Source organism: Streptomyces sp. NPDC054956 (genome assembly GCF_053609185.1).
On the sequence record NZ_JBSGXB010000003.1, the window covers coordinates 72,506 to 94,727 of the forward strand.

23 protein-coding genes are annotated in these 22,222 nt (G+C 71.0%); 13 read left to right on the forward strand and 10 right to left on the reverse strand.

Translation table 11 applies throughout. The features are described 5' to 3' along the window. Nucleotides 1–28 precede the first annotated feature (28 nt). Nucleotides 29–598, reverse strand: a complete 570-nt coding sequence (locus ACWGDE_RS01210) for a TetR/AcrR family transcriptional regulator (protein ID WP_453386856.1) — start codon at nt 596–598, stop codon at nt 29–31. 129 nt (nt 599–727) lie between these two features. On the opposite strand from ACWGDE_RS01210, the gene ACWGDE_RS01215 reads away from it, so the two are divergent. Further along, a complete protein-coding gene (locus tag ACWGDE_RS01215; protein ID WP_453386857.1) occupies nt 728–1,510 on the forward strand; it encodes an alpha/beta fold hydrolase in 783 nt (260 codons plus the stop codon). Nucleotides 1,511–1,663: 153 nt separating this feature from the next. On the opposite strand, the gene ACWGDE_RS01220 is transcribed toward ACWGDE_RS01215, so the two are convergent. Then, nucleotides 1,664–3,487 (reverse strand): bifunctional metallophosphatase/5'-nucleotidase, encoded by a 1,824-nt coding sequence (locus tag ACWGDE_RS01220; RefSeq protein ID WP_453386858.1) that lies wholly within the window; start codon nt 3,485–3,487, stop codon nt 1,664–1,666. Nucleotides 3,488–3,748: 261 nt separating this feature from the next. Here ACWGDE_RS01220 and mshD point away from each other — a divergent pair, with 261 nt between their 5' ends. The 7 genes from mshD (at nt 3,749) to pstB (ending at nt 12,674) form a co-directional block, all read left to right on the forward strand. Continuing rightward, a complete protein-coding gene (gene mshD / locus ACWGDE_RS01225) occupies nt 3,749–4,684 on the forward strand; it encodes a mycothiol synthase (RefSeq protein ID WP_453386859.1) in 936 nt (311 codons plus the stop codon). A 318-nt stretch (nt 4,685–5,002) separates the two neighbouring features. After that, complete coding sequence (locus ACWGDE_RS01230) at nt 5,003–7,333, forward strand: RNA degradosome polyphosphate kinase (protein ID WP_453386860.1); 2,331 nt, start codon at nt 5,003–5,005, stop codon at nt 7,331–7,333. A gap of 4 nt (nt 7,334–7,337) precedes the next feature. Continuing rightward, on the forward strand, nt 7,338–8,255 hold the full coding sequence (locus tag ACWGDE_RS01235; RefSeq protein ID WP_453386861.1) for a CHAD domain-containing protein: 918 nt from the start codon (nt 7,338–7,340) through the stop codon (nt 8,253–8,255). A gap of 268 nt (nt 8,256–8,523) precedes the next feature. After that, nucleotides 8,524–9,663 (forward strand): phosphate ABC transporter substrate-binding protein PstS, encoded by a 1,140-nt coding sequence (gene pstS / locus ACWGDE_RS01240; protein ID WP_453386862.1) that lies wholly within the window; start codon nt 8,524–8,526, stop codon nt 9,661–9,663. A gap of 132 nt (nt 9,664–9,795) precedes the next feature. After that, nucleotides 9,796–10,785: a phosphate ABC transporter permease subunit PstC gene (gene pstC / locus ACWGDE_RS01245; protein WP_453386863.1), complete on the forward strand. Its 990-nt coding sequence runs from the start codon at nt 9,796–9,798 to the stop codon at nt 10,783–10,785. After that, nucleotides 10,785–11,867, forward strand: coding sequence for a phosphate ABC transporter permease PstA (gene pstA / locus ACWGDE_RS01250; protein WP_453386864.1), 1,083 nt, complete (start codon nt 10,785–10,787; stop codon nt 11,865–11,867). The genes pstC and pstA overlap by 1 nt, the downstream gene beginning before the upstream one ends. A gap of 30 nt (nt 11,868–11,897) precedes the next feature. Continuing rightward, complete coding sequence (gene pstB, locus ACWGDE_RS01255; RefSeq protein ID WP_453386865.1) at nt 11,898–12,674, forward strand: phosphate ABC transporter ATP-binding protein PstB; 777 nt, start codon at nt 11,898–11,900, stop codon at nt 12,672–12,674. A gap of 134 nt (nt 12,675–12,808) precedes the next feature. Here the strand turns inward: pstB and ACWGDE_RS01260 are convergent, their stop codons facing one another. After that, nucleotides 12,809–13,807, reverse strand: coding sequence for an anion permease (locus ACWGDE_RS01260; protein WP_453386866.1), 999 nt, complete (start codon nt 13,805–13,807; stop codon nt 12,809–12,811). A 5-nt stretch (nt 13,808–13,812) separates the two neighbouring features. Then, entirely contained in the window at nt 13,813–14,433 is a 621-nt protein-coding gene (locus ACWGDE_RS01265; protein WP_365924998.1) for a DUF47 domain-containing protein, read from the reverse strand. A 194-nt stretch (nt 14,434–14,627) separates the two neighbouring features. Between ACWGDE_RS01265 and ACWGDE_RS01270 the strand changes: the two genes are divergently transcribed. After that, nucleotides 14,628–14,972, forward strand: coding sequence for a metal-sensitive transcriptional regulator (locus ACWGDE_RS01270; protein ID WP_453386867.1), 345 nt, complete (start codon nt 14,628–14,630; stop codon nt 14,970–14,972). A 30-nt stretch (nt 14,973–15,002) separates the two neighbouring features. On the opposite strand, the gene ACWGDE_RS01275 is transcribed toward ACWGDE_RS01270, so the two are convergent. Beyond that, nucleotides 15,003–15,158, reverse strand: coding sequence for a hypothetical protein (locus tag ACWGDE_RS01275; RefSeq protein WP_453386880.1), 156 nt, complete (start codon nt 15,156–15,158; stop codon nt 15,003–15,005). Nucleotides 15,159–15,323: 165 nt separating this feature from the next. Beyond that, on the reverse strand, nt 15,324–16,157 hold the full coding sequence (locus ACWGDE_RS01280; protein ID WP_453386868.1) for a hypothetical protein: 834 nt from the start codon (nt 16,155–16,157) through the stop codon (nt 15,324–15,326). Between the two features lie 208 nt (nt 16,158–16,365). Between ACWGDE_RS01280 and ACWGDE_RS01285 the strand changes: the two genes are divergently transcribed. Both ACWGDE_RS01285 and ACWGDE_RS01290 read left to right on the forward strand, forming a co-directional pair. Continuing rightward, on the forward strand, nt 16,366–16,587 hold the full coding sequence (locus tag ACWGDE_RS01285) for a hypothetical protein (protein ID WP_453386869.1): 222 nt from the start codon (nt 16,366–16,368) through the stop codon (nt 16,585–16,587). 88 nt (nt 16,588–16,675) lie between these two features. Then, the gene (locus ACWGDE_RS01290; RefSeq protein WP_453386870.1) at nt 16,676–16,909 is read left to right on the forward strand and encodes a hypothetical protein; all 234 of its coding nucleotides are present in this window, start codon (nt 16,676–16,678) and stop codon (nt 16,907–16,909) included. Between the two features lie 126 nt (nt 16,910–17,035). Here ACWGDE_RS01290 and ACWGDE_RS01295 read toward each other — a convergent pair whose 3' ends face one another. The 4 genes from ACWGDE_RS01295 to ACWGDE_RS01310 all read right to left on the reverse strand — a co-directional run bounded on the left by ACWGDE_RS01295 (nt 17,036) and on the right by ACWGDE_RS01310 (nt 20,700). Then, a complete protein-coding gene (locus tag ACWGDE_RS01295; protein ID WP_453386871.1) occupies nt 17,036–17,749 on the reverse strand; it encodes a phosphatase PAP2 family protein in 714 nt (237 codons plus the stop codon). 201 nt (nt 17,750–17,950) lie between these two features. After that, nucleotides 17,951–18,970, reverse strand: a complete 1,020-nt coding sequence (locus ACWGDE_RS01300) for a C40 family peptidase (protein WP_453386872.1) — start codon at nt 18,968–18,970, stop codon at nt 17,951–17,953. Between the two features lie 252 nt (nt 18,971–19,222). Beyond that, a complete protein-coding gene (locus tag ACWGDE_RS01305) occupies nt 19,223–20,038 on the reverse strand; it encodes a thioesterase family protein (protein WP_453386873.1) in 816 nt (271 codons plus the stop codon). Nucleotides 20,039–20,091: 53 nt separating this feature from the next. Then, entirely contained in the window at nt 20,092–20,700 is a 609-nt protein-coding gene (locus ACWGDE_RS01310) for a LysE family translocator (RefSeq protein WP_453386874.1), read from the reverse strand. Nucleotides 20,701–20,830: 130 nt separating this feature from the next. On the opposite strand from ACWGDE_RS01310, the gene ACWGDE_RS01315 reads away from it, so the two are divergent. Both ACWGDE_RS01315 and ACWGDE_RS01320 read left to right on the forward strand, forming a co-directional pair. After that, nucleotides 20,831–21,721, forward strand: coding sequence for a pentapeptide repeat-containing protein (locus ACWGDE_RS01315; protein ID WP_453386879.1), 891 nt, complete (start codon nt 20,831–20,833; stop codon nt 21,719–21,721). A gap of 192 nt (nt 21,722–21,913) precedes the next feature. Continuing rightward, complete coding sequence (locus tag ACWGDE_RS01320; RefSeq protein WP_453386875.1) at nt 21,914–22,201, forward strand: hypothetical protein; 288 nt, start codon at nt 21,914–21,916, stop codon at nt 22,199–22,201. The last annotated feature ends 21 nt before the right edge of the window (nt 22,202–22,222 follow it).

Consider the following 22,222-nt stretch of genomic DNA (forward strand, 5'->3'; position numbering starts at 1 on the left):
GCCCGTCATTACTACCCACGGGTAGATTTCAGTTCTCGAGCAACTCCGCGAGCGCGCGCAGCCCTTGGGCGATCTCGCGGCCGTCGGGCGCGCTCTCCGGGTCGGTCAGGCACTGCACCATCACCCCGGTCAGCAGGGCGATGTGCACCGACCCGAGGGACCGCACGTCCTCCTCGGTGACCTCCTCCTGCGGCACCCCGCGCAGCTGCGCGGCCACCATGCGGCGGTTGCGCCGCTGCCCCTCGGCCAGGATCGCGAGCAGCTCGGGCGAGGACTGCGCGGCGACGAAGGCCTCGACGGAGGCGGTCCAGAGCCAGCTCATGTCGCCGAAGTCCCGGATCTTGCGGTCCCAGGTGTCGGCGTAGCGCTCGCGGGCGGTCTCGCCCTGGCCCATGAGCCTGCCGGAGCCCGCGGCCCACTCGTCCATGGCGGCGAAGAGCGCCTGGTTGAGCAGCACCTCGCGGGAGCCGAAGTGGTAGCCGATCGCGGCCATGCTCACCTTCGACGCCGAGGCGATGTCCCGGACGGTCGTGCGGAGGTACCCCTTCTCCTCCAGGCAGCGCCGGGCTCCGGCCAGCAGGTCCTCGCGATTTCCCATGACGGGATCGTATCCGCGCCAGATTTTTGGGCAAGCGCGCTACACGAACGTATTGCGCGCTTGCCCAAATCCTGGCAGGCTGAAGCCAGGCCCACCGACCAGCAGCAGCACACAGGGGAGAGCAACGCCATGCGCCACGAGCTGAAGATCGACGACCGCACCCTGTCCTACCTGGACTTCGGCGGCGCCGGCCGCCCGCTGCTCGCCCTCCACGGCGGCCTCTCCGAGGGCGCGCACTTCACCGGCCTGGCCGCCGCCCTCGGCGACGCATGGCGGGTCATCGCCCCCGACCAGCGCGGCCACGGCGACTCGGCCCTGGCCGACGAGTACAGCCGCGAGGGCTACGTGAGCGACGCCGCCGCCCTGCTCGAGCACCTGGACCTCGGCGGCCCGGTGCCCGTCCTCGGCTTCTCCCTCGGCGGGATCAACGCCTACCACCTGGCAGCCGCCCGGCCGGACCTGGTGTCCGTCCTGATCAACGTCGACGCCCCCGTGGAGACCCCGCGCGAGGACGGCCCGTCCTTCTGGGACTTCCTGCACACCCTCCCGTACACCGCGCCGAGCCGCGAGGAGCTCGTCGCCGCCCTCGGCCCGCTCGGCGAGGGGGTCGCACCGTTCCTGCGCCCGCTGCCCGAGGACTCCGGCTGGCGGCTGCCGTTCCACCCGCAGGCCACCTTGGCCACCCTCGCCGAAGGCGACGGCTCGCGCTGGGACGTGTGGCTCGCCAGCGACTGCCCGGCCCTGCTCATCCACGGCCTGCGCAGCGACGTACTCCCCCAGGAGCTGGCCGACGCGATGGTCGCCCGCCGCCCCGGAACCTCGTACGTCGGACTCGACACCGAGCACTTCGTGCCCTTCCAGGACCCCGAGGGCTTCGCCGGGGCCGTCCGCACCTTCCTCGCCGCCCACTAGGACCGCGTCGGGCACCAGGAACGCCGAAGGGGCGGCGGGCCGACCGGCCCACCGCCCCTCAGGGGTACCGCGGAGGTACTGAGGTACTGAGGTACTGAGGTACTGAGGTACTGAGGTACTGAGGTACTGAGGTACTGAGGTACTACGGGGTGACTACTTGACGACCTTGATCCGGTCCGCGGCCGGCGGGGCCAGCGGAGCGGCGGCCGAGGAGTGCGCGGCCAGGTAGGCGTTGAAGCAGTCCAGGTCGGACGCGCCGACCAGCTTGTTCTTGTGCTCCTTCAGGACGGTGAAACCGTCACCGCCGCCCGCGAGGAACTCGTTCATCGCGACCCGGTAGGTCTTGGCGGGGTCGATCGCCGCGCCGTTCAGCTTCACCGAGTCCACGACGATGCGCTCGGCGCCCGCCTTGGTGGTGTCCAGGGTGTAGGTCAGACCCTTGGAGATCTGCAGGATCTTCGGGTTCGGGCCGTTGACCGGACCGCTGACCTGCTGCTGGAGCGCGGTGACCAGCTGGGCGCCGGTCAGGTCGACGACGTTCATCATGTTGGTGAACGGCTGGACCGTGTACGACTCCCCGTAGGTCACGACACCGTCGCCCTCGGCGCCCGCCGCCTTGTAGGCGAGGTCGGCGCGGATGCCGCCCGGGTTCATGATGGCGATCTGCGCGCCGCCCTTCGCCGCCGGGGCCAGGGCCTCCAGCTGCGCGTCGGCGATCACGTCGCCGAGCGGCTTCTCGTACGCCTCCGAGCCGCGGCCCGGGATGTCGGCGGAGATGTAGCCCATCGGACGGTTCGCGATCGGCGCGGCCAGCGCGTTCCAGCGCTGGATCAGCGCGGTCAGGTCCGGGGCCTTGGGCACGTCACGGGTGACGACCTTCTGGACCGGCTTGGGCGCGCTGACCGGCGTACGGACGATGTCCTTGGTCTTGCGGTCGTACGTCAGCGTGGTGTCCGTGAACAGCCGGCCGTAGGAGGCGGCCGAGGTGACCGTGCGCGGGTTGCCCGCCGGGTCGGGGATGTTGCACGCGTACGCCTGGTGCGTGTGGCCGGTGACCAGGGCGTCGACCTTCGGCGTCACGTTCTTCGCGATGTCGACGATGGCACCGGAGATGCCGGCGCCGGCGCCCGGCACGTTGCAGTCGTAGTTGTAGGCGCCGCTCGCGGGCAGGCCGCCCTCGTGGATCAGCGCCACGATCGACTTCACGCCCTGCTTGTTCAGCTTCTCGGCGTACTTGTTGATCGTCTCGACCTCGTCGCCGAACTTGAGGCCCTTGACCCCGTCGGCGGTCACGACGTCGGGCGTGCCCTCCAGGGTGACGCCGATGAAGCCGATCTTCACGTCCCCCTTCTTCCAGACGAAGGTGGGGTCGAGCATCGGGCGCTTCGTCTTCTCCTCGACGACGTTCGCCGCGAGGTACTTGAAGTCCGCGCCCTCGAAGGTCTCGCCCTTCTCGAAGCAGCCCTCGACCGGGTGGCAGCCACCGAACTGCATGCGGCGCAGCTCGGTCTTGCCCTCGTCGAACTCGTGGTTGCCGACGCTGGAGACGTCCAGGTCGAGGTCGTTGAGCGCCTCGACGGTCGGCTCGTCGTGGAAGAGGCCGGACACCATCGGGCTGGCGCCGATCATGTCGCCGGCCGCCGCGGTGACGGAGTACCGGTGGCCCTTGCGGGCCTCGCGCAGTGCGGTCGCGAGGTACTCGACACCGCCCGCGGGTATGGCTTTGGTGGTGCCGTCGGCCTGACGCTCGGTCACGTTGCCCGAGGAGCCCTGCGGGGGCTCCAGGGTGCCGTGGAGGTCGTTGAACGACAGCATCTGCACGTCGACGGTGCGGCCGTGGTCATGGCCGTAACCGCCACCACTCGCGGCTCCGGCCGGAAGGGCGGCGGCGACCATCGCACCGGCGGCCGTCGTGACGGCGAGGGCGGTGAAGGTCAACCGGCGGGCTCGGCGGTGCCGTTGTGGCGTCGCTGACATTTAGTCCCCTTTGTGGACAGCGATACAACTTGGGAGGTCTGCCGAAGCCTAGAGTCAACGCGCGTAGCGCGACAGGGGGTACCGGGTATCGAGCTGGTTACACGCGGGCGACGGCCGGCCGTCCCGCCCGCTCCGGCGGCGCCGCGCCGCCCCGGCCGCGACGTGCATCACACCCCCGCCGCGACGGCCCGCGCACCCCGGCCGGGAAGGCCACCGCGGCCGTACCCGGACAGGCTCCCGCCGTGGTCGTAGGCTCGCCCCATGACTGACGACGACGCAGCAGCGGCCCTGGAGCCGGGACGCCGGATCGAGACCCTCGACGAACTGACGGAGGAACAGGCCGACTCCGTCCTCGAGCTGATTGAGGACGCGGCCCGCACCGACGGCACCACCGCCGTCTCCGAGCAGGGCCGCCTCCAGCTGCGCGGCGGCCCGCGCGAGGGAATCCGGCACTTCCTGCTCACCGAGAAGGGGCGCCTCGCCGCGTACGGGCAACTGGAGGACACCGACCCGGTGGAGGCCCCCGCGGCCGAACTGGTCGTCCACCCCTCGATGCGCGGACGCGGCCACGGCCGGGCGCTGGGCACCGCCCTGCTGGCGGCCTCCGGCAAGCGGATCCGGGTGTGGGCGCACGGCGGCAAGTCCGCGGCCCGCCACCTCGCGCAGGTCCTCGGCCTGACCCTGTTCCGCGAACTGCGCCAGCTGCGCCGCCCGCTCGGCCCGGATGCCGCCCCGCTGCCGGAGCCGGTCCTGCCCGCGGACGTGACCGTACGGACCTTCGTGCCCGGCGCGGACGACGCCGCCTGGCTGGCCGCCAACGCCGCCGCCTTCGCCCACCACCCCGAGCAGGGCGCGCTCACCCAGCGGGACCTGAACGACCGCATCGCGCAGCCCTGGTTCGACGCCAAGGGCTTCTTCCTCGCCGAGCGCGACGGCGAACTCGTCGGCTTCCACTGGACGAAGGTGCACGCCGAACAGCAGCTCGGCGAGGTCTACGTGGTCGGCGTGCTCCCGGGCGCGCAGGGCGGCGGCCTCGGCAAAGCCCTCACGGCGATCGGCCTGCGCCACCTGGCCGCGACGGGCCTGCCCACGGCGATGCTCTACGTGGACGCGGACAACCCGGCGGCCCTGGCCGTCTACGAAGCCCTCGGCTTCACCACCCACGAGGTCGACCTGATGTACCGCACGGAAAGCTGACCCGAGGGCCCTGCCGGGGCAGAGCCAAACCCAGCCCCGCCGGCGTTTGAGGCGCGGGGTCTGGGCGGAGCCCCAGGAGCCCGGGCGCAGCCCCCGGGCTCCTGGGCGCAGCCCGGGCCCCCGCACCCGCCCGGCGCGGCCACCTGAACGGCGCAGCCACCCGCACGGCGCAGCCGCACGCTCGGCCCCCGGAAGCCACATGCCATTAACCAGGCATTAATGCACGCTCGCGAAGCTGAGCGAATGCAGCCCAGACTCCGACTGACGGCCGACACGTCCGACGCGCCTGTCCTGCCGCGTGCGCGGAAGAATGGAGTCATGAGCCACAAGCCCAGCGCAGGCCCCACCGACGTCCCCGCCCAGCAGCCGCCGCACAAGTTCGCGTCCCCGTCGGCGCCCACCGCCGCGGACGTCTCCGCCGCGGCAGCCGCGGCCGCCGCGTCCCCGGAAGCCGTCGCCGCGCGCGCGGCGACCGGCGCCCACGCGCGCCTGGGCTCCATAGCCGCCCACCGCCCGCACGTCGATCTGGAACCGGATCTCGACGCGGACCTGGACGCCTACGACGAAAAGGACACCGGTGAGCTGCCCGCGGGCCGCTTCCTCGACCGGGAGCGCAGCTGGCTCGCCTTCAACGAGCGGGTGCTGGAGCTCGCCGAGGACCCGACGACGCCCCTCCTGGAGCGGGCGAACTTCCTGGCGATCTTCGCGAGCAACCTCGACGAGTTCTTCATGGTCCGCGTCGCCGGCCTCAAGCGCCGCATCGCGACCGGCGTCGCCACCCGTTCGGCCTCGGGCCTGCAGCCCCGTGAGGTCCTCGACCTCATCTGGACCCGCTCGCGCGAGCTCATGGCCCGCCACGCCGCCTGCTTCCAGCAGGACATCTCCCCGCAGCTCGCCGAGGAGGGCGTCCACCTCATCCGGTGGCCCGACCTCACCGAGAAGGAGCAGGCGCGCCTCTTCACCCTGTTCCGCAACCAGATCTTCCCGGTGCTCACCCCCCTGGCCGTGGACCCCGCGCACCCGTTCCCGTACATCTCCGGCCTCTCCCTGAACCTGGCCGTGGTCGTACGCAATCCGGTCAGCGGCCACCGCCACTTCGCGCGCGTCAAGGTCCCGCCGCTCCTCTCCCGCTTCCTGGAGGCCTCCCCGCAGCGCTACGTCCCGCTGGAGGACGTCATCGCCGCGCACCTGGAGGAGCTGTTCCCCGGCATGGAGGTGCTCGCGCACCACATGTTCCGCGTGACCCGCAACGAGGACCTGGAGGTCGAGGAGGACGACGCCGAGAACCTCCTGCAGGCCCTGGAGAAGGAGCTCATGCGGCGCCGCTTCGGCCCGCCGGTGCGCCTGGAGGTCGAGGAGTCCATCGACCCCGGCGTCCTGGACCTCCTCGTGCAGGAGCTGAAGGTCAACCCGTCCGAGGTGTACCCGCTCCCCGGCCCGCTGGACCTGACGGCCCTCTTCGGGATCGCGTCCCTCGACCGCCCCGAGCTGAAGTTCCCGAAGTTCGTCGCCGGCACGCACCGCGACCTCGCCGAGGTCGAGTCCGCGTCCGCGCCCGACATCTTCGCCGCGCTGCGCGAACGGGACGTGCTGCTGCACCACCCGTACGACTCCTTCTCCACCTCGGTGCAGGCCTTCCTGGAGCAGGCCGCCGCCGACCCGGACGTCCTGGCGATCAAGCAGACGCTGTACCGGACCTCCGGCGACTCCCCGATCGTGGACGCCCTGATCGACGCCGCCGAATCCGGCAAGCAGGTCCTCGTACTCGTCGAGATCAAGGCCCGCTTCGACGAGCAGGCCAACATCAAGTGGGCGCGCAAGCTGGAGGAGTCCGGCTGCCACGTCGTCTACGGCCTCGTCGGCCTCAAGACCCACTGCAAGCTGTCGCTCGTCGTCCGCCAGGAGGGCGACACGCTGCGCCGCTACTCCCACGTCGGCACCGGCAACTACCACCCCAAGACGGCACGGCTCTACGAGGACCTCGGCCTGCTCACCGCCGACTCCCAGGTCGGCGCGGACCTCTCCGACCTCTTCAACCGGCTGTCCGGCTACTCGCGCCGCGAGACCTACCGCCGGCTGCTGGTGGCCCCGCGCTCGCTGCGCGACGGCCTGATCTCCCGGATCGACAAGGAGGCCGCCCACCACCGGGCCGGCCGCCCCGCGTACGTGCGCCTCAAGATGAACTCGATCGTCGACGAGGCGCTCATCGACTCGCTCTACCGGGCCTCGCAGGCGGGCGTGCCCATCGACATCTGGGTCCGCGGCATCTGCGCGATCCGCCCCGGGGTCACCGGGCTCTCGGAGAACATCCGGGTCCGTTCGATCCTCGGCCGCTTCCTGGAGCACTCCCGGGTCTTCGCCTTCGGCAACGGCGGCGAACCCGAGGTGTACATCGGCAGCGCCGACATGATGCACCGCAACCTCGACCGCCGTATCGAGGCACTGGTCAGGGTCGCCGACCCGGCCCACCGCGCGGCTCTGGACCGGCTGCTGGAGACCGGGATGTCCGACGCCACCTCCTCCTGGCACCTGGGCCCGGACGGCGAATGGACCCGGCACAGCACGGACGGCGAGGGCCAGCCGCTGCGGCACGTACAGGAGATGCTCATAGACGCCCGGAGGCGCCGGCGTGGCTCAGCCAAACCATGACCTGATGGCAGGCGACGTACTCGGTACGTACCTGCGTGCGCAGGCCACCGCTTTCCTTCGCGGGCTGCGCCTGCACGAGGAAAGCGGGGCCGACGCCGCCGAGGGCAGCGAGGCGGCGCGCAGCCTGCGGGGGGCGGCGCGCCGGATCTCGTCCTCACTGGCCACCTTCCGGGCGGTCGCCGACTCCGCCTGGGCCGACTCGCTGCGCACCGAGCTGGTCTGGCTCTCCTCGACGCTGGCCGACGAGCACGCGTACGCCGCCCGGCTGGCCCGGCTGATGGACGCCCTGCACCGGCTCACGGGTACCCCGGAGGTCCCGGCGCCGCGGGCCGCCGCGGGTTCCCTGACCGTGGGCTCGGCGCGGGCGGGCGCCCTGCTGGAGCGGCAGCTGACCCTGTCGCGCACCCGGGCCCACTCGGCGACCCTCCAGGCGCTGGGCTCCGCCCGCTTCCACGCGGTCGCGGACGCGGTGGCGGTCCTGGCCTCCGAGGTCCCGCTGGACGCGATCGCGGCCCGGGGCCGGGTGGACGACGTGCTGACCCCGCTGGCAGCGGTGGCCGAATCCCGACTGTCGGCCGCGGTGGCCTCGCTCCCCTCCCCGCGCCCCTCCCACCCGTACAACGCGGACCACGACGGCCCGTGGAACGAGGTGCGCCGCCTCCTGCGGGTACACCGCTACGCCCGCGAGGCGCTGGGCGAGGACGTGGCCCGGCTGGCCGTGGCCGGCGAGGCCCTGGACCGCCACCGGGACGCCGCGGAGGCCGCCGCCGCGTCGGCCACGGCCGCGCGCACCCCCCGTATCGCCCCGGCCACGGCCTACGCGCTGGGCGTCCTGCACGCGGACCAGCGCCACGAGGTCGAGGCCTCCCGGACCACCTTTCACCACATCTGGCAGCCGGAATCCAGCCACGCCGCGGCCTGAGGCGCGGGGTCACGCTGCGATAACGGCGGGGTAACGGAAGATGACGCCTGCCGGTGACTCCGTCCGGACACACCACCCCGTCCGCCACGGTTCACCATCCGTTCACTTACCCCGGTCGGCCGCTTCACCTGATCTGCCTAACTTCGTAGAGGCAAGGGGCGAGTCGCCGCGAAGGCGGGCGGTTCCCCCGGGCAACCGACGTAGTCCTCTTCGCACGCCGCCCCGATACAGAAAGCGGCCGGCGGCTTCTGGAAGGAAACACCCGAAAGTGAAGCTTCAGCGCAAGAACATGCTTCGTGCCTCCGCCCTCGGGGCGCTTGTCGTGTCCGGTGCCCTGGTTCTCACGGCGTGCGGCTCGGACGACAACACCAAGGCCGACGGCGGCGCCTCGGGCAAGCCCTCCGCTGCCGCTGCCGGTGAGATCAAGTGCGACGACGCCAAGGGCAAGCTCCTCGCCTCCGGCTCCTCCGCGCAGAAGAACGCGGTCGACCTGTGGGTCAAGAACTACATGGCCGCCTGCTCCGGCGTCGAGGTCAACTACAAGTCCACCTCCTCCGGTGAGGGCATCGTCGCCTTCAACCAGGGCACCGTCGGCTTCGCCGGCTCGGACTCCGCGCTGAAGCCCGAGGCCGTCGAAGAGTCGAAGAAGATCTGCACCGGCGGTCAGGGCATCGACCTGCCGATGGTCGGCGGCCCGATCGCCATCGGCTTCAACGTCGCCGGCGTGGACAAGCTGACGCTGGACGCCCCCACCATCGCCGCGATCTTCAACGACAAGATCAAGAAGTGGGACGACGAGGCGATCAAGAAGCTGAACCCCGGCGTCACGCTTCCCTCCACCGCCATCCAGGCGTTCCACCGCTCCGAGGACTCGGGCACCACCGAGAACCTCGGCAAGTACCTCAAGGCCGCCGCTCCCGAGGCCTGGACGTACGAGGCCGCGAAGAAGTGGCCGGCCCCGGGTGGCCAGGCCGCGTCCGGCTCCGCCGGTGTCGCCTCGCAGGTCAAGGCCGTCGACGGCGCGATCGGCTACTTCGAGCTCTCCTACGCCACGTCGCAGAGCATCAAGACGGTCGACGTGAACACGGGTGCCGCCGCCCCGGTCAAGGCCACCGGCGAGAACGCCTCCAAGGCCATCGCCGCCGCCAAGATCTCCGGCACCGGTTCCGACCTGGCGCTGAAGCTCGACTACACCACCAAGGCCGAGGGCGCCTACCCGATCGTCCTGGTCACGTACGAGGTCGTCTGCGACAAGGGCAACAAGGCCGAGACGCTCCCGACCGTGAAGTCCTTCCTGAACTACGCCGCGTCCGACGCGGGCCAGAAGATCCTCACCGAGAACGGCTACGCCCCGATCCCGGCCGAGATCAACGCCAAGGTCCGCGAGGTCATCGCGAAGCTCGGCTAATCCAGAGCCCCGGAACTCCCGGTCCGCTCCCCCCGTCCGGGGGGCGGACCGGCCCGGGGACCCTCCCCTCCACCCAGGGGATCCGGTGCACCGCCGCCAGGGGGCCTGCCCCCCATCCAGACCGGAAAGATCATGGCTTCCACCACACCCACCCAGATAGACACGGCTCCGCCTGTCGCCAAGAGCGGAAGGTCCACCGGCCGCGCCGGTGACAAGATCTTCGCCGGCCTCTCCAAGGGCTCCGGCATCCTGCTCCTGGTGATCATGGCGTCGATCGCCGCCTTCCTCACCTACCGCGCCTCCATCGCGCTGGCCGACAACGAGGGCAACTTCCTCACCACGTTCGACTGGAACGCCTCGGCCAGGCCCCCCGTCTTCGGCATCGCCGTCCTGCTCTTCGGCACCGTCGTCAGCTCGATCATCGCGATGCTCATCGCGGTTCCGATCGCTGTCGGCATCGCCCTCTTCATCTCGCACTACGCGCCGCGCAAGCTGGCCGCTCCCCTCGCCTACGTGGTCGACCTGCTGGCCGCAGTGCCGTCGATCATCTACGGCATCTGGGGCGCGCTCTTCCTCGTCCCGTACCTCGGCGGCCTGAACTCCTGGCTCGACGAGTACATGGGCTGGACCTACGTCTTCGACAAGACCCAGGTCGGCGTCGCGCGCTCGCTCTTCACCGTGGGCATCCTGCTCGCGATCATGATCCTGCCGATCGTGACCAGCGTCAGCCGTGAGGTCTTCCTGCAGGTCCCGCGCATGAACGAGGAGGCCGCCCTGGCCCTCGGCGCGACCCGCTGGGAAGTCATCCGGATGTCCGTACTGCCCTTCGGCCGCTCCGGAGTCATCTCCGCCTCGATGCTCGGCCTCGGCCGCGCGCTGGGCGAGACCATGGCCGTCGCGACCGTCCTCTCCCCGAGCTTCCTGATCTCCGGCCACATCCTGGACCCGGGCGGCGGCACGTTCGCGCAGAACATCGCCGCGAAGTTCGACGAGGCCAACGAGTTCGGCCGCGACGCCCTGATCGCCTCCGGTCTCGTGCTCTTCCTGCTCACCCTGCTGGTCAACGGCGCCGCCCGGCTGATCATCGCCCGTCGCAAGGACTTCTCGGGGGCGAACGCCTGATGAGCCACGCACTCCAGGACCAGCGCCCCACCCGGGCCCGCAAGTCCGCCGCCCCCAGCAGCCTGACCCAGGGCAGCCTGCCCCGCTGGGCCCCGTCCGCCATCGCGGTCCTCTCGATCGCCCTCGGCTGCGCCCTCGGCGCCCTCCTCGGCCTCCACAGCAGGATCCAGTGGGGCCTCCTCGCCGCCGCCCTGTTCGTGGTCATCACGTACACGGCCAGCTCGCTGATCGAGAACCGCCGCCAGGCCAAGGACCGGGTCGCGACCTCCGTCGTCTGGGTCTGCTTCGTCCTCGCCCTCGTCCCGCTGCTCTCGCTGCTGTGGACCACCATCAGCCGCGGCATGAAGGTCCTCGACGGGGACTTCCTCGGCCACTCCATGAACGGCGTGACCAGCTTCGAAGCGGGCGGCGGCGTGTACCACGCGCTGCTCGGCACCATCGAGCAGGTCGCCCTCGCCACCGCGATCGCGGCGCCCATCGGCCTGCTGACCGCCGTCTACCTCGTCGAGTACGGCCAGGGCTCGCTCGCCAAGTCCGTGACCTTCTTCGTCGACGTCATGACGGGCATCCCCTCCATCGTCGCCGGTCTGTTCATCCTGACGACGTGGAACCTGATGCTCGGCTTCGGCCCGTCCGGCTTCGCCGGCTCGATGGCCCTGTCGATCCTGATGATGCCCGTCGTGGTCCGCTCCACCGAGGAGATGCTCAAGCTCGTCCCGAACGAGCTGCGCGAGGCCGCCCTGGCCCTCGGTGTGCCGAAGTGGCGCGTGATCCTCAAGGTCGTGCTGCCCACGGCCATCGGCGGCATCGCCACCGGTGTGATGCTGGCCGTCGCCCGCATCGCCGGTGAGACCGCACCGATCATGCTGCTGGTCTTCGGTACCCAGCTGATCAACAACAACCCCTTCGAAGGTGCCCAGTCCTCGCTCCCCCTGTACATCTGGGAGCAGTACAAGGTCGGCAGTGAAGCCTCCTACGACCGGGCATGGGCCGCAGCGCTCGTCCTGATCGCCTTCGTCATGATCCTCAATCTGGTGGCCCGCGGCATCGCCCGCTGGAAGGCTCCCAAGACCGGTCGCTGACGCGACTACTTGAAAGCGAAGTGACCCCTCATGGCTAAGCGAATCGACGTCAGCGGACTGTCCGCCTTCTACGGCACCCACAAGGCCATCGACGACATCTCGATGACCGTGGAACCCCGCTCCGTGACGGCCTTCATCGGCCCCTCCGGCTGCGGCAAGTCCACCTTCCTGCGCACCCTGAACCGCATGCACGAGGTCACCCCCGGTGGCCGCGTCGAGGGCAAGGTGCTGCTGGACGACGAGAACCTCTACGGCCCCGGCGTGGACCCGGTCGCGGTCCGCCGCACGGTCGGCATGGTCTTCCAGCGCCCGAACCCCTTCCCCACCATGTCGATCTTCGACAACGTGGCGGCGGGCCTGCGGCTGAACGGCAACTTCAAGAAGTCCGAGCTCACGGACATCGTGGAGAAGTCCCTCCAGGGCGCCAACCTCTGGAACGAGGTCAAGGACCGCCTGAACAAGCCGGGCTCCGGCCTCTCCGGCGGCCAGCAGCAGCGCCTGTGCATCGCCCGCGCCATCGCGGTCGAGCCCCAGGTCCTCCTGATGGACGAGCCCTGCTCGGCCCTCGACCCGATCTCCACCCTCGCCATCGAGGACCTGATCGGCGAGCTCAAGGAGCGCTTCACGATCGTCATCGTGACGCACAACATGCAGCAGGCGGCCCGCGTCTCGGACCGCACCGCCTTCTTCAACCTCTCCGCGGTCGGCCAGCCCGGCAAGCTCGTCGAGATCGACGACACGGACCGGATCTTCTCGAACCCGTCCGTCCAGGCGACCGAGGACTACATCTCGGGCCGCTTCGGCTAGACCGCGGCGGACACCACACGTCCTGCGGTGCTGCATGGCGGTGCCACCGCAAGGCGAAAGGGCCGGCTCCCCCTGGGTGGGGGGAGCCGGCCCGCTTTCGTTCGCAGCCGGTCGTCGCGCCGGACCTCGTACGGCTAACCGAGGGCCAGGTCGACGATCCAGAAGCTCACCGCGGCGACCAGGGCCGCGGCCGGCATGGTGATGAACCAGCCCAGGATGATGTTCTTGGCGACGCCCCAGCGGACCGCGTTGACCCGCTTGGTCGCGCCCACACCCATGATCGCCGAGGTGATCACGTGGGTGGTGGAGATCGGCGCCTGGTACAGGTACGACGCGGTGTACATGATCGAGGCGCCCGTGGTCTCCGCGGCGAAGCCCTGCGGCGGGTCCAGCTCGATGATCTTGCGGCCGAGGGTGCGCATGATGCGCCAGCCACCCGCGTACGTGCCGAGCGAGAGCATGACCGCACACGCGACCTTGACCCATACGGGGATCGGGTCGCCGGCCTTCTCGACATCGGCGATGACCAGGGCCATCACCACGATGCCCATGGTCTTCTGGGCGTCCTGGAGACCGTGGCCGAGGGCCATGGCGGCCGCCGAGACGGTCTGGGCGATCCGGAAGCCGCGCTTGGCCTTGTGCGGGTTGGACCTGCGGAACATCCACATGATCGCGACCATCACCAGATAGCCCACGATCAGGCCGACGATGGGCGAGAGGAACATCGGGATGACGACCTTCTCGAGCACCCCGTGCCAGATGACGCCGATCCCGCCCGCGAGCGCCGCTCCCACCATGCCGCCGAACAGCGCGTGGGAGGAGGACGACGGCAGACCGAAGTACCAGGTGACCAGGTTCCAGACGATCGCGCCGACCAGCGCCGAGAAGAGGATCCACATCCCCCGGGTCCCGTGGGGCGTCTCGATGAGCCCCTTGCTGACCGTCTTGGCGACCCCGCTGCCGAGGAACGCGCCGGCGAGGTTCATCACCGCGGCCATCGCGAGCGCGGCGCGCGGGGTCAGCGCGCGGGTCGAGACCGAGGTCGCGATCGCGTTCGCCGAGTCGTGGAAACCGTTGGTGTACGTGAAACCGAGCGCGACACCGATGGTCACGATCAGAGCGAAGGTGTCCACGAGGTTCAGGACTCCTTGACCGCGATGGTCTCCACCGTGTTCGCGACGTGCTCGAACGCGTCGGCCGCCTCTTCGAGCACGTCGACGATCTGCTTGAGCTTCAGCACCTCGATGGCGTCGTACTTGCCGTTGAAGAGCTGGGCGAGCAGCTTGCGGTGGATCTGGTCGGCCTGGTTCTCGAGGCGGTTGACCTCGATCCAGTACTCGGTGAGGTTGTCCATGGTGCGCAGGTGGGGCATGGCCTCGGCGGTCAGCTCGGCCGCGCGCGCCAGTACCTCGATCTGCTGCTCGACGCCCTTGGGGAGCTCCTCCACGTTGTAGAGGACGACCAGGTCGACCGCCTCTTCCATGAAGTCCATGATGTCGTCGAGGCAGGACGCCAGGTTGTAGATGTCCTCGCGGTCGAACGGCGTGATGAAGGAGGAGTTCAGCTGGTGGAAGATCGCGTGGGTGGCGTCATCCCCCGCGTGCTCCGCCGCCCGCATCCGCTCCGCGATCTCGGCCCGGGCGGAGGAGTCCGCTCCGAGCAGTTCCATCAGGAGCTTCGAGCCCGTGACGATGTTGTCCGCGGATGCGGCGAACATGTCGTAGAAGCTCGTCTCCCTGGGGGTCAGACGAAATCGCACGTGAGGTCCTCGGGGTGCATTGGATTCGGTCAGGCTGATGCTAGGCGCATCCTCCGGCCACGGCTAACCGGCCGTTCCCGAGTGTCCTCCATCAGGCAGAGTGAGGACGACGGGCCCCTGCCCCCGCGGCCGGGGGCCGGTACCCTATACCCATGAGGGGTATGCACCCCTCGATCCGGACCACGGGAGGACGCATGACTGCCATCCAGGCGGAGGGCTCCGGAGCCGAAGCGGGCACCGATACGGCCCACGGCGCGGTGCACGGCTACCACCACCAGAAGGACGAGCACCTCAAGCGGCTGCGGCGGATCGAGGGTCAGATCCGGGGACTCCAGCGCCTGGTCGACGAGGACGTCTACTGCATCGACATACTCACCCAGGTCTCGGCCAGCACGAAGGCGCTGCAGTCCTTCGCGCTCCAGCTGCTGGAGGAGCACCTGCGGCACTGCGTCGCGGACGCGGCCGTCAAGGGCGGCGGGGAGATCGACGCCAAGGTCGAGGAAGCGACGAAGGCGATCGCCCGGCTGCTGCGCACCTGACCGGCGGCCGATCGGCCGGCCCACGGCGGATCAGCCGGAGCAGATCCCCATCAGCACCTCGTCGATCCGGTCCTGGCTGAGGCGCTCCTCGACCGCGGCCGATGCCGCGATGATCAGCTCGCCGCACAGCTCGATCTCGGCGAGGGCCACGTTGTCCTGCACCGTCGTACCGCCAGCGGGAGTCACTCGTGTCACCTCTCTCTGCCGTCGTCCGGTCGTCGGCGCTCGGTTCCTCAGCGTAGGGAGCGCGCGGGGCGGCGCGCATGACACGGATGGACCATTTCCGGCCCCTCACACCGGGCTGATGGCCGGCCGTGGCCCGATCGCGCCGCCCCGTACGGGTTCCGCCGGCTAATCGGCGATCTTCCCCGCGTAGATGTCCCCTTCCGCCGGCAGGACGACGGTGACCGGAGTCCCGAAGCCGTAGAGCAGGGTGGTGGAGGACACGTCGATCACGCCGTTGTTGACGTAGGTGAAGCGGTGGCGGACCTTGCGCAGCCGGCCCTCGGCGTCGAGGTAGGCGTCGAAGGGCACCACGTCCTTGCTGAACCCTTTCGCCGCGGCCTCCAGGGCCCCCTTCACCGCCGGTGAGGCGGCCGCCGCGGCCCGCGCGATGTCGGTCGTACCCCGGTAGTGCCGCACCTTGGTCCCGGCCACCTCGGTCTCGCCCACGTACGTGACCTCCTGCGCTCCGCGCAGCAGTTCGGCGGCGGCCATCGGGTCGGTGGCCCCGCCCGTGACGAGGTTCCCGTCGGCGAGGGCCGTCGTGTCGACCCGCACCCACTTGTCGTCGGGGACGCCCGCGCCCCGGTTCTTCATGTAGAGCGCGCCGGGCACCAGGAGTTCGGTGATGGGCCGGTGTTCGGCCTTGCCCTTGGCGTCGTCCGGGAGCATCACGAGGAGCTGGCCCATCCGGTTCTTGAAGTCGACCCCGCCCTCGCCCCGGATCGTGACCCGGGTGCCGCCGGTGGCCATCTCCATGGCCGTACGGGCCCGCGCGCTGCCGGTCCTCATCAGCGTGTCGGCGGCTCCGCGGACCGCGGCCGCGGGGTCGCCGGCGGGCCGGTCGTCGCCGGCGACGGCGTCGCCGCCGCATCCGCTCAACGCCGCCGCCGTCAGAGCCAGGCCGACCGCGAACGCCGCCTCGGCGCGTCCCGGCCTCCGCCTGTGCTGGTGCACCACCATCGCCTGCCAACCCCCAACGCGTGACCGCTGTTTGCCCGAGGCCCACCCGCTCCGCTTAACGAGGTCCCGGGTCTCCCGTCACGGCCGGGGCCCCCGCACGAACGGCTCACGAACGCGGCCCCAACGACCCGTGAACCGTTTCCGTGCCCCGGAAGCGACCGGTACGGGGCAGTCCCGCAGCCCGCTCCGGCCGGGTACCGTGGTGTGCGTGGAACCGCACACCGAAGCGACTCTCGTCCCTCCGCTTGCCTCCGTACCGCTGCCCCGCGACCCCCTGGGGCCGGCGGACCACGAGCCCGCCGGACACTCCACGAGCACCTCGGACCGGGGTGCGTTCTGTCTGGCCGTCTGCACCTGCGGCTGGCGCGGCCCGGCCCGCCGCTCCCGCGACCTGGCCCGCAAGGACGCCGCCCGCCACCCCGCCGCCTAGGCCGTCTGCGCTCGCGCCCTCCGGCTCCGGTTCGCCCGTTCGGACGGCCCGGCTGGCCGACGCGCGCGGGAGCGGATGCCCTTGACTCATGCCCGGAACCGCGCCACGCCTCGCCGCCCTGCTCTGGGCGCTGCTCATCGCGCTCGCCCCGGCCGCCACGGCCTGGGCCGGACCGGTCGGCACGGCGGACGGGCCGGGCGACGTGGCCCTGGCCATCGGGGTCACCACCGCCGCGGCCGCGGCCACCGGGCTGTGGCTGCGCTCCCGCTACCGCCGCGAGGGTCCGGACTCCGCCGAGGGCACGGACGGCGGGGACCCGTGACCCCGCGCCCCCGCCCGGCGGCGGTGCGCCTGTGCTTCGGAGGCGCCGCGCTGTGCCTGCTGGCTGCGGTCGTCCTGGCCGTGTGGAACGCGTACGCCGTCGGCTGACGGTCCGCCGCGCTCCGCGTCAGGCGGCCAGGTCGCTCTCGTGGCCGCGCACCGGCGGCGGGGCCGGCGCGAGGTCCACCGGCCGGGGCAGCACGTGCCCGCCGGCCCGGACCAGTACGCCCAGCCGCCGGGACCGGGCCACCGCCCGCACCACCGGGGTCAGCAGCGCCATCGCGAGCGGGGCGAGCAGCAGCACCACGGCCGTGCCCAGCGCGAGCCCGCCGATGACGTCGGTCGGGTAGTGGATGCCCATGTAGACCCGGGTGAAGCCCTCCAGCAGGGCCAGCCCGATCCCGAGGAAGCCGAGCTTGCGGTGGGCGATGAACAGGCCGACGCCCAGCGCCATCGCGAGGGTGGTGTGGTCGCTGACGAAGGAGAAGGGGCTGCTCCCGAACCCGGCGCCGGGGTCCAGGACTTCCACCCCGCCGTGCTGCTGGGCCGGCCGCGGCCGGGCCACGAACTCCCGCAGCGGAACGTTCAGGAGCAGCGCGGCCCCGGCGGCGAGCGGCGCCCACACGAGCGCGGTCACCGACTCGACGGCCGCGGCCTCGTCCTGCCGGCGCGCCCCGCGCCAGCACCACAGGATCAGGAGCACGAGGGCGAGCAGGATCCCGTACTCGCCGACGACGGCGATCGCCCGGTCGAGCCAGTCCGGGGTGTGCCGGGCCAGTCCGTTGATCTCGTACAGCAGGCTTACATCCACGTTCGGCCCACCAGTTGTGAGTCCAGCCATGGTGTTGCGGCCCCTTGCCCTTGCCTTGGTACCCCGCGGGCGCACCCCTGTGTGCGCCCCTTCGCCCCCCGGTGATCAGTCCGGTGTTCTGTCCCCGTGACCATGGAACGCCCGTTCTGGCGGCTACGTTCCACTCTCCACCGAATGATCACCTCAACGTTATCGAAGAGTGACTCATCGTCGCAGCTCAGGGCCTCGGGTTCACGCTGCGTTACCGGCGGTTTCACGCCGCGGCAACGCCTCCGCGCCGTCCTTCGTCACGCGGGTGGCGCCGAAGTAGTCGGGCGTGTCGATCTTGTCGAAGCGGATCACGGCGCCGGTGAACGGTGCGTTGATCATGTAACCGCCGCCCACGTAGAGACCGACGTGCCGGATCTCCCGCGAATTCGTCAGATCATCGGAGAAGAACACCAGGTCGCCCGGGAGCAGTTCGGCCCGCGAGGGATGCGGCCCGGCGTTGTACTGGTCGTTGGCCACCCGGGGCAGGTCGATCCCCACCGATTCGTACGCGGCCTTCGTCAGCCCCGAACAGTCGAACCGCCCGTCCTGGTCGGGCGTTCCGTTCCCGCCCCACAGGTACGGAGTCCCCAATTGCTTCTGCGCGAAGTAGATCGCCCCGGCGGCCTGCTGCGAGGGCGCGACCCGTCCGACGGGAGCCTCGAAGCTCTTCGCGAGGGTCGTGATGGTCTTCACGTAGCCCTGGGTCTCCTTGAACGGCGGTACGCCCTGGTACTGCGTCACCGCCCCGGGACCGGCGTTGTACGCGGCCAGCATGTTCTTGACGGGATCCCCGGGCACCTTGCCCACGTAGCGGGCCAACTCGCAGTCGTACGAAGCCGCAGAAGGGATCGCGTCGTCGGGATCCCAGATGTCGCGGTCGCCGTCCCCGTCGCCGTCGATGCCGTGCGTGGCCCAGGTCCCCGGGATGAACTGCGCGATGCCCCGCGCGTCGGCCGGGCTCACCGCGCTCGGGTTCCAGCCGCTCTCGGAGTAGAGCTGCGCGGCCAGCACCGCCGGGGTGAGCGTCGGGCAGAGGTTGCCCCACTTCTGCACCAGGGACTGGTACTTCCCCGGCACGGCCCCCTTCGCGAGCCCCACGGCACGGCCGCCGGCCCCGCTCGCGATGCCCGCGGCCGCCGAGTACGTACCGACGACGAGCAGGGCGAGAAAGCACAGGCATGCCCCGAAGCTGATTCCACCGACCACCCAGAGTCTGCGCACCCGCCAACCTTCCCCCATCGAACGGCTTTTCCCGGGGCTCCCGCCACCCCGTGTCGAATCATCCCGTTCGAATGCCCCCTCAGAAACCGGTACGCGCGGGGCTCTTGTGCGCACCGGCGCACCGAGCCCCGCCGGCGGCGGCCACCCGGACGCCGTAACGACCGCGTACGCACCCCGCGGAGGCCGCCGGGAGGACGAACGCGCCCCCGGCCGCCCCCGCCCTCCTGGGAGCGGCCGGGGGGGCGTCCCGCCCTAACCCCTGGGCGCCACGAAGAGGCTCTGCGCGCCCCGCCCGATCGGGCCCTTCTCGTCGTGCAGGCGGGCGTCGGCGAGACCGATCCCGGCCGCGTCCACGCTCGTACGGGCTTCGACGCACACCCATTCACCCACCGGGTGCCGGTGCAGGTGGACGGTGAGGTCGCCGTTGATGAACACGTACCGGCCGAAGTCCATGACGGCGCTGATGCCGTTGCCCGAGTCCGCGGCGACCAGGACCCGGTCCAGGGGCCTGATCTCCTCCCCGGCCACGAGCGGCACCTTCATCCGCATCCAGCAGGTGCCCGGCCCCGGCTCGACGAAGGCGCCCTCGGTGAACCGGGTCTCCACCGCCGCGTGGTAGCCCGTCTCCCACGGCACCGGGAAGAACGGAGTCACCCCCACCTCCCCGGGCGGCGGCAGCTCCGGCCCCGGCACGACGGCCGGTACGGACTCCCCCGCCACCCGGATCCGCAGGGCGCGCGCCAGCATCACGGGCGCGGCCCCGGCCGGGGCGAGCGCGGCCTCGACGAGCTCGGTGCTCCGGCCGGCCCGCAGCACGCTGGTGGTCAGCTCCAGCGGGCCGATCGGCACCGGGCGCAGGATCTCGTACGTGATCCGGGCGATCCGCATGTCGTCCCGCGCGCCCGTTCGTTCCTCGACCGCCCGCCCGAGCAGCGCGGCCGGCGGACCGGCGTGCTGCGAGCCGGGGTCCCAGGGACCGCGCGTATGGGCGGTGGACAGGAACCGCCCCTGGTCGACCCGCTCGTAGAACCCCTCGGCGGCACTTTCCACAGCACTCCCGTCACCCATGCCCGCCACGCTACCGACAGGTAACCACGCTTCGCCAGACCCTCCGCCCCCGGTCAGCGCGCGAAGCCCAGGCCCACCCCGAGCCCCACCAGCACCGAGCCGATGGCCCGGTTCAGGGCCTTCTGCGCCTTCAGCATCCGGTCGCGCAGCCGGGAGTTGGAGAAGAACAGCGCCACGGCCGAGAACCAGCCCAGGTGCGCCGCCGACATGAACAGCCCGTACCCGGCCTGCTGCCACACCGCGGTCTCCGGCCCGACCACCTGGGTGAACGTGGACACGACGAACAGCGTGGTCTTCGGATTGAGCACGTTGGTCAGGAACCCGGTCCTGAGCGCCCCGAACGGCGTCAGCCCGGACTTCTCCTCCAGGTCCACCGCCACCTCGGCCCGCGCCCGGAAGGTCCGTATCCCGACCCACACCAGGTACGCGGCGCCCGCGAGCTTGATCACGGTGAACAGTTCGGTGGAGGAGGCGATCAGCAGCCCGACCCCCAGCATCGTGTAGGAGACGTGCACCAGCACCCCGGCCGCGACCCCGGCGGCCGCGAACAGCCCGGTGGGCCGCCCGTACAGGTAGCTGTTGCGCACGACCATGGCGAAGTCCGCTCCGGGACTGATGACGGCGAGGAAGGTGATGACGGCCACTGCGATCACTTCGGTCATACGGCGATGCTTGCCGCACCCTCCTCCGCGATCAAGGCCTTTCCCGGATCCGGGCACTCCACCGCGCCCCCGCCGCTCCGCCGCCGGCCCTCCCCGGAAGACCCCGGAGACCCCGGAGACCATGGAGACCATGGAGACCGAGGAGACCCATGACACCCCGGACACCCCGCCCCGCCCGCCGGGAGACAATGGGGACGTGTCCAAGCCCTCCCCCTCCCCGCTCCCCGTCCTGCAGGCGGACTGCGCCAACTGCTTCGCCCTGTGCTGCGTCGCCCTGCCCTTCGCCAAGTCCACCGACTTCGCCGTGAACAAGCCCGCCGGCACCCCCTGCAAGAACCTCCAGCAGGACTTCCGCTGCGGCATCCACACCCGGCTGCGCGACTCCGGCTTCCAGGGCTGCACCGTCTTCGACTGCTTCGGCGCGGGCCAGCAGGTCTCCCAGGTCACCTTCGGCGGCCGCGACTGGCGCACCCACCCCGGCACGGCCGGCGAGATGTTCGAGGTCTTCCCGGTGATGCGGCAGCTGCACGAGCTGCTCTTCTACCTCGCCGAGGCCCTCACCCTCCCCGCCGCCCGCCCGGTCCACGCGGAACTGCGCACCGCACTGGAGGACACCACCCGGTGGACGGAGGAAACCCCGCAGACCCTCGCGGGCTTCGACATCAACCCCCTGCGCCAGGAGGTCAACACCCTCCTGCTCAAGACCAGCGAGCTGGTACGGGCCAAGGTGCCGGGCCGCAAGAAGAACCACCGCGGCGCCGACCTGATGGGGGCCCGCCTCTCCGGCGCGGACCTGCGCGGCGCGAACCTCCGCGGCGCCTACCTGATCGCCGCCGACCTCAGCGGCGCCGACCTGCGCGACGCCGACCTGATCGGCGCGGACTTCCGCGACACCGATCTGCGCGACGCCGACCTGCGCGGTGCCCTCTTCCTCACCCAGGCCCAGCTCAACGCCGCCCTGGGCAACCCCGCGACCCGCATCCCGGCCTCGCTGACCCGCCCCGCGCACTGGACCCCGTAAGCCCGCTGCCCGGTTCCGTCCGCCCCGCGCGGGGCTCCGTACCCGCCGGGCGGCGCTCGCCGGACACATGTGCGCCCCTCGCGCATCCACACGCCCCTCAGCGGGCGTGACGCTCAGCAATTAACCCAATACGGTGAGCCACGCAACCGGAAGATGATCGTCATCGAACGGTCCCACTGGAGGTTCCTCACCATGCGACGACTGACCACGACCCTCGGCACCCTCGCGGCCGCCGCCACCCTCGTCCTCGGCGTCGGCGGCTCCGCGCACGCGTCCTCGGGGGAGCTGGTCATCAACGGCTACCAGATCCACGAACCGTCCGGCTGCATCATGCACAACGGCCCCGCCGCGGTCACGAACCACACCGACAACCCCGTCTTCATCACCAGCGGCCGCTGGTGCAGCGGACTGATCATCGGAATCATCCGCCCCGGGGACACCCAGTTCGCCCCGTTCGCCTCGAACATCTACGTCCCGTAACCCACGCGCACACACCGGGGT

Bases quoted from the DNA above. Each gene is read 5' to 3' on its own strand.
- ACWGDE_RS01210 (WP_453386856.1), bottom strand. From the start codon at position 598: ATGGGAAATCGCGAGGACCTGCTGGCCGGAGCCCGGCGCTGCCTGGAG.
- ACWGDE_RS01215 (WP_453386857.1), top strand. From the start codon at position 728: ATGCGCCACGAGCTGAAGATCGACGACCGCACCCTGTCCTACCTGGAC.
- ACWGDE_RS01220 (WP_453386858.1), bottom strand. From the start codon at position 3,487: ATGTCAGCGACGCCACAACGGCACCGCCGAGCCCGCCGGTTGACCTTC.
- mshD (WP_453386859.1), top strand. From the start codon at position 3,749: ATGACTGACGACGACGCAGCAGCGGCCCTGGAGCCGGGACGCCGGATC.
- ACWGDE_RS01230 (WP_453386860.1), top strand. From the start codon at position 5,003: ATGAGCCACAAGCCCAGCGCAGGCCCCACCGACGTCCCCGCCCAGCAG.
- ACWGDE_RS01235 (WP_453386861.1), top strand. From the start codon at position 7,338: ATGGCAGGCGACGTACTCGGTACGTACCTGCGTGCGCAGGCCACCGCT.
- pstC (WP_453386863.1), top strand. From the start codon at position 9,796: ATGGCTTCCACCACACCCACCCAGATAGACACGGCTCCGCCTGTCGCC.
- pstA (WP_453386864.1), top strand. From the start codon at position 10,785: ATGAGCCACGCACTCCAGGACCAGCGCCCCACCCGGGCCCGCAAGTCC.
- pstB (WP_453386865.1), top strand. From the start codon at position 11,898: ATGGCTAAGCGAATCGACGTCAGCGGACTGTCCGCCTTCTACGGCACC.
- ACWGDE_RS01270 (WP_453386867.1), top strand. From the start codon at position 14,628: ATGACTGCCATCCAGGCGGAGGGCTCCGGAGCCGAAGCGGGCACCGAT.
- ACWGDE_RS01280 (WP_453386868.1), bottom strand. From the start codon at position 16,157: ATGGTGGTGCACCAGCACAGGCGGAGGCCGGGACGCGCCGAGGCGGCG.
- ACWGDE_RS01290 (WP_453386870.1), top strand. From the start codon at position 16,676: ATGCCCGGAACCGCGCCACGCCTCGCCGCCCTGCTCTGGGCGCTGCTC.
- ACWGDE_RS01295 (WP_453386871.1), bottom strand. From the start codon at position 17,749: ATGGCTGGACTCACAACTGGTGGGCCGAACGTGGATGTAAGCCTGCTG.
- ACWGDE_RS01305 (WP_453386873.1), bottom strand. From the start codon at position 20,038: ATGGGTGACGGGAGTGCTGTGGAAAGTGCCGCCGAGGGGTTCTACGAG.
- ACWGDE_RS01310 (WP_453386874.1), bottom strand. From the start codon at position 20,700: ATGACCGAAGTGATCGCAGTGGCCGTCATCACCTTCCTCGCCGTCATC.
- ACWGDE_RS01315 (WP_453386879.1), top strand. From the start codon at position 20,831: ATGGAGACCGAGGAGACCCATGACACCCCGGACACCCCGCCCCGCCCG.
- ACWGDE_RS01320 (WP_453386875.1), top strand. From the start codon at position 21,914: ATGCGACGACTGACCACGACCCTCGGCACCCTCGCGGCCGCCGCCACC.